Below are 15028 nucleotides of genomic sequence, written 5' to 3' on the forward strand. Positions count from 1 at the left end.
ATAATGCGCCTCATGCAAACACCCATCGAGTTCGTCCAGTGGCTGCGCTCCGTCGCGCCCTACATTCACGCCTTTCGTAACAAGACCTTCGTGGTGGCGTTTCCCGGCGAGCTGGTGCTGTCAGGCGCACTGCCGGTACTGGCCCAGGATCTGTCGCTGTTGCATGCGCTCGGCATCAGGGTCGTCATCGTGCACGGCTCGCGTCCGCAGGTGGCCGAACAGCTGGCATTGCGCCATGCCGAAGAGCGTTTTCACAACGGCTTGCGCATCACCGACAGCGCGGCACTCGAATGCGCCAAAGAAGCGGCCGGCGAATTGCGCCTGGATATCGAAGCGGCCTTCAGCCAGGGCTTGCCGAACACGCCGATGGCACACGCCGCGATTCGTATCATCTCCGGTAATTTTGTCACCGCCAAACCGCTCGGCGTGATCGATGGCGTTGATCTCGAACTGACCGGCGTGGCGCGCAAGGTGGCGTATGAAACGATCCATCCGATTCTGGACGCCGGCGGACTGATCCTGTTGTCGCCGCTGGGGTTTTCACCGACCGGCGAAATTTTCAACCTGACCATGGAAGACGTGGCCGTTTCCGCCGCCATTGCGCTGCGCGCCGACAAGCTGATCTTCATCACCGAAACGCCGATGATGACCGATGCGGCCGGCGAAGAAATCCGTGAGCTGTCCGCGCATCAGGCCGAGGCCGTACTCAGCGCGCGCTTCCTGCCGGGCGATGCCACGTTCTATTTGCAGCATGCGATCAAGGCCTGCAACGGCGGCGTGGCGCGGGCACACATCGTGCCGTTTGCGCTGGATGGCTCGGCCTTGCTGGAACTGTTCACGCATGATGGCGTGGGCACGATGATCTCGTACCAGAACCTCGAAACCCTGCGCGAAGCCACCATCGAAGACGTCGGCGGCATCCTGAAACTGATCGAACCGCTGGAAGCTGATGGCACGCTGGTCAAGCGCGGGCGCGAACTGATCGAACGCGAAGTGGAGAATTTTTCGGTCATCGAACATGACGGCGTGATCTTCGGATGTGCCGCGCTGTATCCGTTCCCTGCCGAAAAAATGGCCGAGATGGCTTGCCTGACCGTGAACCCGGAAGTCCAGGCGCAAGGCGATGGCGAACGCATCCTCAAGCACATGGAAAACCGCGCCCGCGCACAGGGGTTCAAGAAGCTGTTCGTGCTGACCACGCGCACTGCGCACTGGTTCCTCAAACGCGGCTTCGTACCGGCGTCGGTGGACGCGTTACCCAAAGATCGCCAGCACATGTATAACTGGCAGCGCAAATCGCTGGTGCTGGTCAAGACGTTGTAACCAACCCTACCAAGACACCCAATTCAATCGAACAAGGACACCCACATGGCACGCATGATTCATTGCATCAAACTCGACAAGGAAGCTGAAGGACTGGACTTTCCACCGTACCCGGGCGAACTCGGCAAACGGATCTGGGAAACGGTCTCGAAAGAAGCCTGGGCCGCCTGGCTGAAACACCAGACCATGCTGGTCAATGAAAACCGCCTGAACCTGGCCGACCTGCGCGCCCGCAAATACCTGGCGACGCAAATGGAAAAGCATTTCTTTGGCGATGGTGCCGATGCCGCGCAAGGGTATGTACCGCCGGCAGACTGAGCTGGATCGCGGGCGACGCGCGGTGGCTATGGGCTGACGGTATGTACGCCCGATGCCATCTCTGGTGATGCGACACAGAATGCACAAAAGAGCCTGAGGGCTCTTTTTTTTGGCGTTTGTCATTGCGGCGGACCATTCGGTACCGTTGCGACACGATCGGGATTGTGTCGCAACGGTCAGAGCGGCTGTCTGATTGAGCGCAAATCGCATTAGCTCACGCAGACTTTACAGGAAGCTTGACGCATGTTGGGCTTGGCAGCCCAACAGTCGGTAGTTTTCATGGCGGAGGTTGCGCTGCAAATAAAGCGTCGTCTCCGTTGCCGAATCGTAGGTTGGGCTGCCAAGCCCAACATGCGTCAAGTCACGATGCGGACCACTACAGCGCTCCCGTTGTCGACAACTGGCATGCACAATCGGTATCGGTCCCCCTTTCACGGCCAAGTCCGACCAGCAAACAACGCTGCCAAGAAATCAGTCAGCGGTTTGCCACTGCAGAAACAACCTCAGCACAAACACAACAAAATTTGCTTGCTCCTTGACGCAATCGAGGCCAAGTGGATAGATCACTTGACCCGACTCATCCTTGCCCCAGCGACGGTTAGCCAGCATGGAAAACGAACTCGCAACACCCGATGCAGGCCAATTCGGTGTGTCCACGTTCGCACCGATCCGTGTTTCAGGCAAGCCTATTTCTGGAGAGAACAATGCACCGTAAAACAAGCATCTGGGTACTCATCGCCCTACTGACATCGTCGTTCGGCCTGTCCGCGAGCGCAGCGACCGTCGCTCGCCAAATCGCTCGCAGCGGAACAATCCAGCTTCCAGCCACCGTTTCCGGCACCACTGGCCTGGCGCTACCCGAAACCTCACCGATCTTTGATCGCGTGCCGAATCTGGCAGATGGTCCCAGCTCGACCGGTCGAGTCGGCACGCAAGCGATCAAGGGCGTATTGCAACGCGCTGAAAAGTTCAAGATCAACCGCAGCATTGCAACCGCCACCGGCAAGGGCGAATTTGTCGAGTCGCTGACAGAGGGAGAGGACGTTGGCGATGATGCCGATGATGACGAGAATGCGGATCAACGCAATCCGAAGCGCATCACCAAGCGTGTTCTTGCCAGTTTCGACGGGCCAAATTCGCGCAACCAGCGCCTGGCCAACAAGGGCAATCAGTTCAGTGTCCAGCCTCCGGATCAGGCGCTATGCGCCGGCAATGGCTACGTACTGAGCTCGGTCAATACCGTCCTCAAAATCACCGACCGCTCCGGCAAGTCGCTGTCGGGTGACGTTGACCTGAATTCATTTTATGGCTATCCGGCGGCAATTGACCGCGGGGCCAATCCGCCACGGTTCGGCCCCGCGATAACTGATCCCGTTTGCTATTTCGATCCGCAGGTCAATCGCTGGTTCCATGCGGTACTGACGCTCGACACCTTTCCCTCCAGCGGAAACTTGACCGGCACCAACCATCTGGATCTGGCAGTCAGCAACTCTGGCAATCCGCTGGAAAGCTGGTCGGTGTATCGATTGCCGGTACAGAATGACGGCACCGAGGGCACGCCATCACATCCGAATTGCCCCTGCCTTGGCGACTATCCGCATATCGGTGCCGATGCCCATGGGATCTACCTGACCACCAATGAATTTCCGTTCTCGGGCGGCTTCAATAGCGCGCAAATTTATGCGCTTCCGAAAGCAGCGCTGGTGGCCGGCAGCAGCACGGTGCAGGTGGTGCAACTGGATACTGCCGACTATCTGCTGGATGGCAATCCGGGATTTACGGTCTGGCCAGCGGTCTCGCCGGCTGGCGACGTTGAAAATGACAATCGCGGTACCGAATATCTATTGAGCTCTGTGGCGGTCTTTGCCAATTCCGGCAACGATAGCCGCCTGCGGGTCTGGGCGCTCGGCAATACGTCATCGCTGGCAACAGCCAACCCCAACCTCACGCTGTTGCACGATGTCGTCAATGTCGATACCTATGGCGTGCCACCGGTGATCAAACAGAAACCTGGTGTGGCGCCTTTGCGCGATTGTCTCAATGACAGGGCATTGCCAACACCGTTCGGTATCGGCTGCTGGAATTACCTGACGACGAACCAGCCCGCCGTGACAGAAACCCTGGTGCCGCTCGATCCGAACGACTCACGGATGCAGCAGGTATTTTTTACCGCTAATCGACTCTATGGCGCCCTCGACACCGTCGTCACCGTCGGCGGCAAGGAACAGGCCGGCGTTGCCTATTACGTGTTGAAGCCGAACGTGTCAGGCAACCGGGTCAGCGCGTCGGTGTTCAGGCAAGGCAAGCTCGCGTTTGCCAACAACAGCGTCACCCGCCCTGCCATCGCCGCGTTGCCCAATGGCAAAGGGCTGATCGGATTCACGTTGGTCGGTGACGATCATTTTCCGAGCGCCGCATATATCCGCTTCAGTAACGCGAAAGGACATCGAGGCAATCCAGTCAAGATCGTCGGGATTGGCAAAGGTCCGGACGACGAGTTCGGCGGCTACAACGCATTTGGTCTGAGCGGTGGACGATGGGGAGATTATGCGGCGGCGGCCATTGATGGCGACCATATCTGGATTGCATCGGAGTACATCGGTCAACGCTGCAGTCTGGCCGAATTCACTACACCTTCGAATTTGTTCAGCTGCAATGGAACGCGCGTAGCGCTGACGAATTGGGGAACCCGGGTCAGCCTGATCAAGCCTTGATCCGAAAAAAATCCGGCGCTGGTACCGGCAGTGGAACAGGCCCGATTTGCTGACCAATGACGGCTGAGCACCTGTCGTTCAAGGTGCCGTGAATTCAAAACGTCAGCGTACGCACACCATCGGCAGTACCAAGCAAGGCAACATCCGCACCACGTTGCGCGAACAAGCCGACCGTCACGACACCAACGATGGCATTGATCGCCGCTTCGAGGGCGAGCGGATCGGTGATCTTCAGGCCGGCGACGTCGATGATGACGTTGCCGTTATCGGTCAGCAGCGCACGACCGTCCCTGACGCGCAAGCGCGGTGTGCCACCCAGCGCGGCAAGATGTTGTGCCACCACCGTGCGCGCCATCGGAATCACCTCGACCGGCAAGGCAAAGGCGCCCAGTACCTCCACCAGCTTCGAGCCATCCGCGATACACACGAATTTGGTCGCGACCGAGGCGACAATTTTTTCACGGGTGAGTGCCGCGCCACCACCCTTGATCATCGCGCCAGTGGCGTCGATTTCGTCGGCGCCGTCGATATAGACTGACAGCGACGTGACCTCGTTGAGGTCGAATACCTCAATGCCATGCGCAGCGAGGCGTTCGGCAGTGCCTTCGGAAGAGGCGACAGCACCCTTGATCCGGTGTTTGATCAGCGCCAGTTCGTCGATGAAAAAATTCGCTGTCGAGCCAGTGCCGACACCAACGATGTCACCGTCAACGACATGGGAAATGGCGGCACGGGCCACGGCTTGCTTGAGTTCGTCTTGGGTCATGATAGGTAGGCAGGTGATTGGGAACCGCGCATTTTAACCGGGTCAGCGGGCCAGTCCGGAATCAGGCGGTAATCAGGCGGTAATCAGGCGGCAATCAACCCGACAGCCCGAATTCATCGACATCAACCTGCTTCGGAGTTACCCGTACCAGCACAATGCGCGGCCCGGTCATTTTCTTGACCATGACATCGAACTGGTCGAATTCGACCCGTTGCCCCTCGGTCGGGATATCCCCCAGCTTGGCCATGACCAGTCCGCCGACCGAATCGATGTCATCGAGATCGAGTGCTTCGTTTTCGATATCGATGGCGAGTATGCGTTCCAGCGTGTAGATCGGCAGGCTGCCCTTGCCGACCAGCGTACCGTCATCCAGACGCGTCCAGTCCTGGTCGTTCTGGCGAAATTCATCGCGGATTTCGCCCACCAGCGCACCGAGCAGATTGTCCAGCGTCAGGAATCCGACGGGTTTCTGGCCGGGCTGGCCGACCACCGCAAAATGCGGCGCGCCCTTGCGAAAACGCCGAAACAGCTCCAGTGCCGACATGCGCGGCGAGACGGTTTGCACCGGCCTGAAAAACTGCTCCAGGTTATCGACCGTCTTGCCTTCCTGCTGCGCCAGGAACAGGTCTTTCAGATGGATCACGCCGAGCACTTCGCGTTGATCGGCATCGAAATACGGATAGCGGCTGAACCGGCTGCGATAGACCACTTTCAGGTTCTCCGCCAGCGACTGGCCGGCATGCAGAACCGCCATTTCATGCGCAGGCCGCATCAGGTCACCGACATCGAGCTCGCTGAAATCGAGCGTCTGCGCCAGTACATTCCATTCATCACGGTTGAATTTTTCACCGGGCCGGCTGGTGCGCAGGATCAGTTTGAGTTCGTCGGCGGAATAGTGCGTGTCATTGCCATGCGTATTGCCCAGCCCGGCCAGTTTCAGCACGCCATTGGCGCTCTTGTTCAGCACCCAGATGATCGGATACATGCTCCAGTAAAAACCGTACAGCGGCACCGCACACCAAAGGCCGACCTGCTCGGGATTGCGGATCGCCATGGATTTTGGCGCCAGTTCACCGACCACGATATGCAGGAACGAAATCACCAGAAAGGCAAAACCGAACGAGACCAGATGAATGAAGCTCTCCGAGGTGACGCCGATGGCGATAAAGAGCGGATGCAGCAAGCTGGCAAACGCCGGTTCGCCAACCCAGCCCAGACCCAGTGATGCCAGCGTGATACCGAGCTGGCAGGCAGACAAATACGAGTCGAGCTGCCGATGCACTTTTGCAAGGATGCGGCCGCGCAGCCCCTGGGTTTTGGCAATCGCCCGGATGCGCGTCTGGCGCAATTTGACCATCCCGAATTCGGCAGCCACAAAAAAACCATTCAGTGCCACCAGAAATAGCGCGAGAAGAATCAGCAGGATGTCGTTCATGAAGGTGAGGATAGTCGGGAAGCGTGCAGTGTAGACGCAAATGCCGCGAAGTTGACGCCCCAGCGCAAACCGGTCTCGCCGGAAAAAAGCGGGACAGCTGTGCACTTGCGGAGCTAGGCAGAAAAATAATGAATAAATGCAACATTACTTGTTGTAATTAAATGTTACTTTCGGTATGTTTCATTGACGTCGGTGCTCATGGGTGGGGTCTATTGATGGAACGAGACCACATCCGTATGACGAATGGCATGACGGCGCATCGCGTTGCCGTGAAAGAAGCGACGGAAAACGAACCCAGCCGATGGGCACCAATTCAACGATCGGGATGATTTACCTCACCGGAAAATACTAATGAACATGACATTAAAAGCCCGCCTGATCACCGTGATCGGCTTTCTTTCGTTGTTGTCTCTCGCCATCGGACTGACCGGCTTGTTCGGCATGCGCCAGGCAAATGAAGGATTGCGGACAGTGTATGAGGACCGCACCGTGGCATTGGCGCAGATCTCGACTATCGATCACCTGTTGCAACTGAATCGGACTGCCATTGAAGAAGCAATGCGCGATCCGGTGGCTGCAAACATTCAACTGAAGACCGAAACGATCAAGAAAAATGCCGCTGAGATCGACCAGACCTGGACTGCCTATATGGCGACCTACCTGACGCCTGAAGAAAAGGTATTGGCCGACAAGTTCACAGCGGACCGTTCGACGATGCTCAAAGATGGACTGAGTGCGATGGTGACAGCCTTGAAAGACAACAAGATCGACGTCGCCACCAAACTGGAAGCCAATTACAAGGCACTTTATTTGCCTGTCACGACTGGTATCGAAGCATTGCAAGCGTTGCAGGTGCGTGAAGCAAAAAAAGAATACGACCAAGCGAAAGAGCGTTACGCGACGATACAGGCACTCGTTATCATCGCAATTATCGGCAGCGTACTGATTGCGGGATGCTGCGCGTTTTTCCTGATCCGCAGTGTCTATCGCCAACTCGGCGGCGAGCCCGATTACGCGCTGGAGATCGTCCGCACAATCGCCTCGGGCGACCTGACCGTACAGGTTGCCACCCGCAACGGCGATCGGCATAGTCTGCTATTTGCCATGCACGAGATGCAATTGAATCTGGCAACAACAGTCGGCGACATCCGCCAGTCGACCGATACGATCGCCACGGCGTCCGGCCAGATCGCCACCGGCAACCTCGACTTGTCGTCCCGCACCGAGCAACAGGCCAGTGCGCTGGAAGAAACCGCGTCGTCGATGGAAGAGCTGACCAGCACTGTCAAGCAGAACGCCGACAACGCACGCCAGGCCAATCAATTGGCCGTCAATGCCTCCGACGTTGCCGTCAAGGGTGGCGCCGTGGTGTCGCAGGTGGTGACCACCATGGGCGCAATCAACGAGTCTGCCCGGAAGATCGCCGACATTATCGGCGTCATCGATGGCATTGCCTTCCAGACCAACATTCTCGCGCTCAACGCAGCGGTCGAAGCGGCGCGTGCGGGTGAGCAGGGTCGCGGTTTTGCGGTGGTGGCGTCGGAAGTGCGCAGCCTGGCACAACGCAGCGCCAGTGCAGCAAAAGAAATCAAGGAGCTCATCAACGACTCGGTAGAAAAAGTCGATGCCGGCACGCGACTGGTCGATCAGGCCGGCGCGACCATGACCGAAGTCGTCGCCAGCGTGCGCCGTGTCACCGATATCATCGGCGAAATTACAGCGGCCAGCCAGGAACAGACCGCCGGGATCGACCAGATCAACCAGGCCATCATGCAAATGGATGACGTCACGCAGCAAAATGCCGCACTGGTCGAACAGGCGGCAGCAGCAGCAGCATCGCTGCAGGATCAGGCAGGAAATCTGGTCGGAGTGGTGAGTGTCTTCAAGACGGCAGGCAGAAACGACGCGCGTGTTCAGCCGCCTAAAGCCGTCGTTCGGCCCGATGTAGCTGCCCTGCCCCGTGCAACGCAGAAGCGGCCTGCCGTGGTGCCGGCCAGACAGGCAAAGGCGCTGTCGACACCAGTTGCTGCAGCGACAGGAGGCGACTGGGAAGAGTTTTGAGAAAGCGGTACCGAAGGCCCGCCCTGCGCGCTCTCCCTGAGCATCAATGCGCCATCAGCACCGGTACGGTCATCGACGACAGGATGGTGTTGGTGACACCGCCCAGCAAGACCTGCCGGAAGCGCGAATGGGCGTAGCCACCCATGACGATCAGATCGGCGCCGATATCGGCTGCATGCGAGAGCAAGGCGTTGCCGATGTCGAGATCGGTCGTTCGTCCGATCGACGAGTTGCTGTCGTAGGTGGTCTGGACCGACACCTCGACCTTGATGCCATGACGCGCCAGATAGAGTGCGATGTCGGCACCCGGCTGGTCACCGTGCACCCCGGCCTTTGCGGTCGGATTGAACACCACCAGCTGGACTGACCCGGCTTGCCGCAGCAATGCAATCGAGGCCGTCACGGCACGTGTGGCCTGCATGCTGCCATCCCAACCGATCAGCACGCGGCGACCTATGTGTTCGAAATGGCCGGCGTACGGAATGATCAGCACCGGACGGGCCGAGTGCATCACGACATATTCCGGAAACTGATCGGTGACTGACGGTGACGACTCACCCGGATCGGTTTGCCCGATGATCACCAGGTCACAATAACGGGCTTGCAGGCTGATGCCGGGGCCTGCTTCCTCGTCGGCCAAACGGGTTTCAAAAGATCGCACGCCCATCTTGTCAACGATCGCCGTGAAGCCCTCCAGGGCAAAGTTGCCGCGTTGCTTGAGCATGTCCAGCATCGCACCCAGTTGCAGGTTGCCTTCGCCGATCGCCCCCGGCAAATAGAACAATCCCGAGACACCCGTGGTGGCCGTGCCTATCAGATGCGCGTCATCACGCAGCGCCATTTCGGCCGCAATCCGCACGCGTTCTGCGGTGCGGCTGGACGCGTCGACGTGAACCAGTATCGATGGGTAATTCATGGAGCATCCTTTACAGAAGTCGATCGGCACGGACAAAGTATTTGCGCGCGTAGGCAAGTAACTGTCCGTCGGTTGGATGGTCGACGGTTTCCACGCTGACGACGTGGTCCGCCACTGCCGGCTGGTGCTTCGACAAATATTTCATCAGCACGAGTTTTTCGACACCAGGGCCAACCACCAGGATCTCGCCTGCACCGGCCAGGGCGCTTGCCACTTGCTCCAGATACTGATGGGCGGCCGGGCCTTCCTTGTCCGACGCGACATGAACCGCGTTGTGCGTCGAATGCAGGTTGATCATCTCGCTTTCCGAGGCGTCAGGATTAAAGTGGATCAGATGGGCCTGCGCATGATCGATCCAGACTACGACGTGATTGAATGACATGAAATGACTCCTTGCGTGATGTTGAACGGATGGCGAATCGCCTCTGGGGCTGGGGGCTGGATGGCCCGGAACGTCAGAGCGACACGTTATGTGGAAAGCCGAGTACTTTCTCGCTACTCTCCTGGCAAGCGATGCAGAACCTTGCTGCCGGCATGGCACGCAGGCGTGCCTCCGGGATCGGCTCGCCGCAAGCAGTGCAGATGCCGAAAGTACCGGCGTCAACGCGCACGAGTGCTGCATCGATCTCGCCGAGCTCGGCCAGCTCAAGGCCAAGCTGGGCGATATCGGTGTCATTGAGGACATCGGCGGCAACGGAGCCCTCCCCGTCTTCCGACGGATTGGACAGCACCAGACTGGAAGCATCCTCGGAGCGGTGCAAGTGCGGTCCGGCGATCGCCAGTAACTCCTGGCGGCGTTGCTGCAATGATGCGGTGATATCGTGAATATGTGCGACGGTAAGCTTGGTCATCAGGTACTCCGAAAAAATGGATGGATTGGTCAGGAGCGCTTCTTTGCAGGCGGCGCTTCCACTCTCGTTATATCGACGGAGATCGGGTCACTGGCCGGAAAACTCTCTTCCAATGCCTCGTCCAGCGCATCTTCGTCAGGTTGCTCGTGAGAGATTACGTCAGGCGATTCGCCTGGTTTTTTCTTGGCCGGCGACGCTGGATGCCCGGCTGGTGCAGGTTTGTTGTTCATGAATGAGGCTCCTTGTCGTGGTGGGTGTTTGCATCGCACCGTGTGTGACTACGTCGCTGGTTGTGCCGGATTCTGCAGCGCACGTAATGCGCCTAGTTCAACTTGCAACTCGTCGATTCGGCGCAGCAGCGTCAGCGCCAGCGCCATGCCGTTGCGGTCGAGTTCAAAATCGTCACGCAGGCGGCGCGCTTCGATAACCGTGACGATATGGCTCAATCGAAATGCCAGCGGTGTTACATCAGGATCGACCGGATTGACGAGACCGATATCGATCAGTTCGCCAAGTTCGTCGGACGACAAACCGGATACCGCCGCCAAATGGGCCGCGGTACATGTGCCGTCGTCATCGAGCCAGACGGCATCGGAAATGGTCAGCTTCATGACGCTCCCTTTTCAACGAGTTTGCGCGGATCGAAGTTCGATGCCGCAGCGAGTTGTTCGTACAGCGTTTTTTCTTCCGGGCTGACGGACTTGGGCACAACGATGCGCACGACGGCATACAGATTGCCCGCTGGTGAACTCCCCGCCGCCGGCAGACCACGACCGCCCAGTCGCAAGCGCTGACCCGACGTGGTCCCGGCCTTGATATTGAGTTCTACCTGGCCACCCAGGGTCGGTATCTTGACGGCCGTGCCGAGTACTGCTTCCCATGGTGCCAGCTGCAAATCGAGCACCAGGTCACGTCCGTTGATCCGGAACACCGGATGCGCAATAAGCGACAACACCACATACAGATCGCCATCCTTGCCACCGTGCCGTCCGGTTCCGCCTTTGCCAGCGAGGCGCATGCGCTGGCCGTCGGTCGCGCCTTTCGGAATCGTCACGCGGAAGGTGCGTGCGACCCGATGCGGCAAGCCGTGCTCGTCATACCTGGGCAGATCGACGGCGACATCGGTTTCACCGCCGCTGTAAATTTTTTCAAGGGTGACGGGTACGACTACGGAGTAATCCTCGCCGTCCTCGGGAAAGGCGCCACGAAAACGACCTCCGCCCTGGCCGCGCGCGCCCGAGCGAAAGGCTCCCATCAGGTCCGAGAGATCGACATCATCAAAGCGGTCTGCGCCAGCGCCGTACTGCTGTTGCCACTCGGGCGGCGGAGCGAAATTTTCGCCGGCCGGACGCTGTCCCAGTTGGTCGTAGGCAGCCCTTTTTTCAGTGTCCTTGAGCGTGGCATAGGCCTCCGCCACCACCTTGAATTTTTCTTCGCCGCCGGGATCTTTGGAGACGTCGGGATGGTACTTGTGCGCCAGCTTGCGATAGGCCTTCTTGATATCGTCGAGGGAAGCGGTGCGCTCTACCCCCAGCGCCTGATAATAATCTTTGTACTTCATCGAAATCTCATCCCAAAGGTTGGACTATGCACCGACCGTGTGACGCGGCACTTGCGCCGCAGCATACGGTCGGTGGCTGCTTACAGTCTTCCTGTGAGCAGCATGATAATCAGGACAATCACTATAAGCCCGGTGATGCCGCTTGGACCATATCCCCAGCTACGGCTGTGCGGCCACGAAGGGAGTGCGCCGATGACGACCAGAATAAGAATGACGAGCAGGATGGTGCCCATGAGAACTCCAGAAAATGGAACGAGTGACAGATTTCTCTGATGAATTTGGTACCTCGTCAGAGTACGCATCTACACCCGAAAGTTCCGTGCGCTGGCACACCAAGTTGGTCAGTTTTGCAACTTTGGCTGTGCAGTCTCACTCAGGAGCCAGCGAAGGCAGTCACCGCATGGGGTCGGTGCAGGGAGGCAGTTCCCGTCAACCCACCCGCAATGCGCTCGCCTCGCTCGCCAGCGCCGTGATCCGCGCCCAATCCCCCGCCGCCAAGGCATCTTTCGGCGTCAGCCACGAGCCGCCGACACACGCCACGTTCCTGCAAGCCAGAAACTGCGGCGCGGTGTGCAGCGAGATGCCGCCGGTCGGACAAAACATGACATCGGCTAGCGGTCCGGCAATCGCATTGAGCATGCCAACGCCGCCGGCCGGCACCGCCGGAAACAGCTTCAGTTGTCTGAACCCGGCCTCCCGCGCCGCCATCACTTCGGACGGCGTCATCACGCCCGGCAGCAGCGGCAGACCGCTGGATCGGGCCGCCGCAATCAGCGCCGCAGTCAACCCGGGCGAGACACCAAACACGGCACCGGCGTCGCGCGCCGCCGCAAATTCTTCGGGCAGCGTCAACGTGCCAACGCCGAGGATGGCATCGGGCACCTGTTCCGCAATGGCACGGATGGCTGCCAGTCCGTGGACGGTGCGCAGCGTGACTTCGAGAACACGGATGCCACCGGCGACCAGCGCCCTGGCCAGCGGCACGGCCTGATCGAGGTCGTCAATCGCGATCACCGGGATGACCGGCGAGGCACGCATGATGTGGAGCAGATCGGGCATGGGTTGTGGCAGCAGATTCATACGGTGACTTTCTCGACGGTAGGCAAAACGGGTGGCAAATCAAAGGTCGTCGCGCCCTCCTCGGCGGCGCTGACGGTGGCGCGGAACATGGCAAACAGGTCGCGTCCCATGCCGACCTGATTGCTGCGCAAGTCAGCGGTGGCCTGGCTGCGGGCAGCCCACTCGGCATCGGGCACCAGCGCCTGCAGGATGCCGGCGTCGGCATCGAGCAACATCATGTCGCCCGTGCGTACCCGGCCCAGCGCGCCGCCGGCCAGCACTTCCGGCGAGACATGGATGGCTGCCGGCACTTTGCCCGAGGCACCCGACATGCGGCCGTCAGTCACCAGCGCGACATGGAACCCGGCGTCCTGCAGATTGGCCAGCGCCGGCGTCAGCGAATGCAGTTCCGGCATGCCATTGGCACGCGGTCCCTGAAACCGCACTACCACCACAAAATCCCGATTCAGTTCATCCGCCTTGTACGCCTGCAAAAATGCCTCTTGCGAATCGAACACGATGGCCGGTGCTTCGACGCGACGGTAGGCCGGTTTGACCGCCGAGACCTTGATCACCGCACGGCCGAGATTGCCCGACAGCAAACGCAAACCACCGTCGGCCGAAAACGGCTCGGCGGCACCGCGCACGACATTGGTATCGGCGCTCAGTGCCGGTGACGGTTGCCAGACCAGCGCGCCGTCCTGCAGGAACGGTTCGCTGCAATGCGCGCGCAAGCTCTTGCCGAGGATGGTGGTGACATCGTCGTGCAGCAAACCGGCATCGAGCAATTCGCGGATCACGAAACCGGTGCCACCGGCAGCATGGAAATGGTTCACGTCAGCGTCGCCATTCGGATAAATCCTGGTCAGCAGCGGAATCACCGCCGACAGCGCGCTGAAGTCATCCCAGTCGATCACGATGCCGGCGGCCTTGGCGATGGCCACCAGATGCAGGGTGTGGTTGGTCGAACCGCCGGTAGCGAGCAGCGCGATGATGGCATTGACAATGGATTTTTCATCAACTAGCCGACCGACCGGCGTGTAGTCAGGCGTGTGCGTGGCGATGTGCACCGCACGTTGCGCAGCGGCGGCGGTGAGTGCATCGCGCAATGGCGTGCCGGGCGTGATGAAGGCAGCGCCCGGCAAATGCAGACCCATGACTTCCATCAGCATCTGGTTGCTGTTGGCGGTGCCATAAAACGTGCAGGTGCCGGCACCGTGATACGACTGCGATTCGGCTTCGAGCAATTCGGCACGGCCGATTTTTCCCTGGGCGTAGAGCTGCCGTACCCTGGCTTTTTCGGAATTCGACATGCCGCTGGTCATCGGTCCGGCAGGGATGAACACGGCCGGCAAATGACCGAAGTGCAGCGCGCCGATTAACAGGCCCGGTACGATCTTGTCGCACACGCCCAGATAGACAGCGGCATCGAACATGTTGTGCGACAGCGCAATCGCGGTCGACATCGCAATCGCATCGCGTGAAAACAGCGACAGCTCCATGCCCGGCTGGCCCTGCGTCACGCCATCGCACATCGCCGGCACGCCGCCGGCAAACTGCGCCACGCCGCCGGCGGCACGGGCAGCGTCCTTGATTAATTGCGGAAAACGCTCGAACGGCTGGTGGGCCGACAGCATGTCGTTGTAGGAAGAAATGATCGCCACCGACGGCACGCGTGCCTGGCGCAGCGCCAGTTTGTCGTTTGCCGGAAAGGCCGCAAAGCCATGCGCGAGGTTGGTACACGAGAGAGCATTGCGCTGCACCCCCTGCTGCAAAGCCGAGGCCATGCGTGCGAGATAGGCGCTGCGCCATGGGCGACTGCGTTCGATGATGCGATCGGTGACGGAAGACAGGACAGGATGCAATGACATGATTGTTCCTTTGCTTGAAGACTAAGCCGTAATTTTACTACAAACTGCTTGTTGCGCTGATTGGCAATTCAGAAACTACTTTTCGACGAATTCATTGAACAAATGTCCTTTTCTGGGGATATCCTTTTTTTCATCGTTGTTTTAAGGATCGAT

15 protein-coding genes are annotated in these 15028 nt (G+C 59.2%); 4 read left to right on the top strand and 11 right to left on the bottom strand.

What is annotated here, in order from left to right:
- Positions 1 to 12: 12 nt before the first annotated feature.
- The 3 genes from argA (at position 13) to ABD720_RS13885 (ending at position 4355) form a co-directional block, all read left to right on the top strand.
- Entirely contained in the window at positions 13 to 1323 is a 1311-nt protein-coding gene (gene argA, locus ABD720_RS13875) for an amino-acid N-acetyltransferase (RefSeq protein ID WP_344763930.1), read from the top strand.
- Positions 1324 to 1368: 45 nt separating this feature from the next.
- Positions 1369 to 1641 carry an oxidative damage protection protein gene (locus tag ABD720_RS13880; protein ID WP_344763931.1) on the top strand — a complete coding sequence of 91 codons (273 nt, stop codon included), beginning with the start codon at positions 1369 to 1371 and terminating at the stop codon, positions 1639 to 1641.
- 704 nt (positions 1642 to 2345) lie between these two features.
- Positions 2346 to 4355, top strand: a complete 2010-nt coding sequence (locus tag ABD720_RS13885) for a hypothetical protein (RefSeq protein WP_344763932.1) — start codon at positions 2346 to 2348, stop codon at positions 4353 to 4355.
- Between the two features lie 94 nt (positions 4356 to 4449).
- On the opposite strand, the gene rpiA is transcribed toward ABD720_RS13885, so the two are convergent.
- Both rpiA and ABD720_RS13895 read right to left on the bottom strand, forming a co-directional pair.
- Positions 4450 to 5121: a ribose-5-phosphate isomerase RpiA gene (gene rpiA, locus ABD720_RS13890; RefSeq protein WP_344763933.1), complete on the bottom strand. Its 672-nt coding sequence runs from the start codon at positions 5119 to 5121 to the stop codon at positions 4450 to 4452.
- Between the two features lie 94 nt (positions 5122 to 5215).
- On the bottom strand, positions 5216 to 6556 hold the full coding sequence (locus tag ABD720_RS13895; RefSeq protein WP_344763934.1) for a hemolysin family protein: 1341 nt from the start codon (positions 6554 to 6556) through the stop codon (positions 5216 to 5218).
- A gap of 351 nt (positions 6557 to 6907) precedes the next feature.
- On the opposite strand from ABD720_RS13895, the gene ABD720_RS13900 reads away from it, so the two are divergent.
- A complete protein-coding gene (locus ABD720_RS13900) occupies positions 6908 to 8617 on the top strand; it encodes a methyl-accepting chemotaxis protein (RefSeq protein WP_344763935.1) in 1710 nt (569 codons plus the stop codon).
- 43 nt (positions 8618 to 8660) lie between these two features.
- On the opposite strand, the gene ABD720_RS13905 is transcribed toward ABD720_RS13900, so the two are convergent.
- The 9 genes from ABD720_RS13905 to edd all read right to left on the bottom strand — a co-directional run bounded on the left by ABD720_RS13905 (position 8661) and on the right by edd (position 14875).
- On the bottom strand, positions 8661 to 9533 hold the full coding sequence (locus ABD720_RS13905) for a universal stress protein (RefSeq protein ID WP_344763936.1): 873 nt from the start codon (positions 9531 to 9533) through the stop codon (positions 8661 to 8663).
- 10 nt (positions 9534 to 9543) lie between these two features.
- A complete protein-coding gene (locus ABD720_RS13910) occupies positions 9544 to 9915 on the bottom strand; it encodes a translational machinery protein (protein WP_344763937.1) in 372 nt (123 codons plus the stop codon).
- A 73-nt stretch (positions 9916 to 9988) separates the two neighbouring features.
- Positions 9989 to 10384, bottom strand: a complete 396-nt coding sequence (locus ABD720_RS13915; protein ID WP_344763938.1) for a TraR/DksA family transcriptional regulator — start codon at positions 10382 to 10384, stop codon at positions 9989 to 9991.
- 29 nt (positions 10385 to 10413) lie between these two features.
- The gene (locus ABD720_RS13920) at positions 10414 to 10614 is read right to left on the bottom strand and encodes a hypothetical protein (RefSeq protein ID WP_344763939.1); all 201 of its coding nucleotides are present in this window, start codon (positions 10612 to 10614) and stop codon (positions 10414 to 10416) included.
- A 48-nt stretch (positions 10615 to 10662) separates the two neighbouring features.
- Positions 10663 to 10995, bottom strand: coding sequence for a chaperone modulator CbpM (locus tag ABD720_RS13925; RefSeq protein WP_344763940.1), 333 nt, complete (start codon positions 10993 to 10995; stop codon positions 10663 to 10665).
- Positions 10992 to 11945: a DnaJ C-terminal domain-containing protein gene (locus tag ABD720_RS13930; protein WP_344763941.1), complete on the bottom strand. Its 954-nt coding sequence runs from the start codon at positions 11943 to 11945 to the stop codon at positions 10992 to 10994. The genes ABD720_RS13925 and ABD720_RS13930 overlap by 4 nt, the downstream gene beginning before the upstream one ends.
- An 80-nt stretch (positions 11946 to 12025) precedes the next feature.
- Positions 12026 to 12178: a DUF3309 domain-containing protein gene (locus ABD720_RS13935; protein WP_344763942.1), complete on the bottom strand. Its 153-nt coding sequence runs from the start codon at positions 12176 to 12178 to the stop codon at positions 12026 to 12028.
- A gap of 196 nt (positions 12179 to 12374) precedes the next feature.
- Entirely contained in the window at positions 12375 to 13004 is a 630-nt protein-coding gene (gene eda / locus ABD720_RS13940; protein WP_344763943.1) for a bifunctional 4-hydroxy-2-oxoglutarate aldolase/2-dehydro-3-deoxy-phosphogluconate aldolase, read from the bottom strand.
- Between the two features lie 17 nt (positions 13005 to 13021).
- Positions 13022 to 14875: a phosphogluconate dehydratase gene (edd, locus tag ABD720_RS13945; protein ID WP_344763944.1), complete on the bottom strand. Its 1854-nt coding sequence runs from the start codon at positions 14873 to 14875 to the stop codon at positions 13022 to 13024.
- Between the last annotated feature and the right edge of the window lie 153 nt (positions 14876 to 15028).

This window comes from Actimicrobium antarcticum (genome assembly GCF_039536745.1).
Taxonomy (GTDB): domain Bacteria; phylum Pseudomonadota; class Gammaproteobacteria; order Burkholderiales; family Burkholderiaceae_D; genus Actimicrobium; species Actimicrobium antarcticum.

Excerpts from the sequence above, each read along its gene's own strand:
- ABD720_RS13935 (WP_344763942.1), bottom strand. The coding sequence starts at position 12,178 with ATGGGCACCATCCTGCTCGTCATTCTTATTCTGGTCGTCATCGGCGCA.
- ABD720_RS13895 (WP_344763934.1), bottom strand. The coding sequence starts at position 6,556 with ATGAACGACATCCTGCTGATTCTTCTCGCGCTATTTCTGGTGGCACTG.
- argA (WP_344763930.1), top strand. The coding sequence starts at position 13 with ATGCAAACACCCATCGAGTTCGTCCAGTGGCTGCGCTCCGTCGCGCCC.
- eda (WP_344763943.1), bottom strand. The coding sequence starts at position 13,004 with ATGCCCGATCTGCTCCACATCATGCGTGCCTCGCCGGTCATCCCGGTG.
- ABD720_RS13880 (WP_344763931.1), top strand. The coding sequence starts at position 1,369 with ATGGCACGCATGATTCATTGCATCAAACTCGACAAGGAAGCTGAAGGA.
- ABD720_RS13905 (WP_344763936.1), bottom strand. The coding sequence starts at position 9,533 with ATGAATTACCCATCGATACTGGTTCACGTCGACGCGTCCAGCCGCACC.
- ABD720_RS13930 (WP_344763941.1), bottom strand. The coding sequence starts at position 11,945 with ATGAAGTACAAAGATTATTATCAGGCGCTGGGGGTAGAGCGCACCGCT.
- ABD720_RS13900 (WP_344763935.1), top strand. The coding sequence starts at position 6,908 with ATGAACATGACATTAAAAGCCCGCCTGATCACCGTGATCGGCTTTCTT.
- edd (WP_344763944.1), bottom strand. The coding sequence starts at position 14,875 with ATGTCATTGCATCCTGTCCTGTCTTCCGTCACCGATCGCATCATCGAA.
- ABD720_RS13910 (WP_344763937.1), bottom strand. The coding sequence starts at position 9,915 with ATGTCATTCAATCACGTCGTAGTCTGGATCGATCATGCGCAGGCCCAT.
- ABD720_RS13925 (WP_344763940.1), bottom strand. The coding sequence starts at position 10,995 with ATGAAGCTGACCATTTCCGATGCCGTCTGGCTCGATGACGACGGCACA.
- ABD720_RS13915 (WP_344763938.1), bottom strand. The coding sequence starts at position 10,384 with ATGACCAAGCTTACCGTCGCACATATTCACGATATCACCGCATCATTG.
- ABD720_RS13920 (WP_344763939.1), bottom strand. The coding sequence starts at position 10,614 with ATGAACAACAAACCTGCACCAGCCGGGCATCCAGCGTCGCCGGCCAAG.
- ABD720_RS13885 (WP_344763932.1), top strand. The coding sequence starts at position 2,346 with ATGCACCGTAAAACAAGCATCTGGGTACTCATCGCCCTACTGACATCG.
- rpiA (WP_344763933.1), bottom strand. The coding sequence starts at position 5,121 with ATGACCCAAGACGAACTCAAGCAAGCCGTGGCCCGTGCCGCCATTTCC.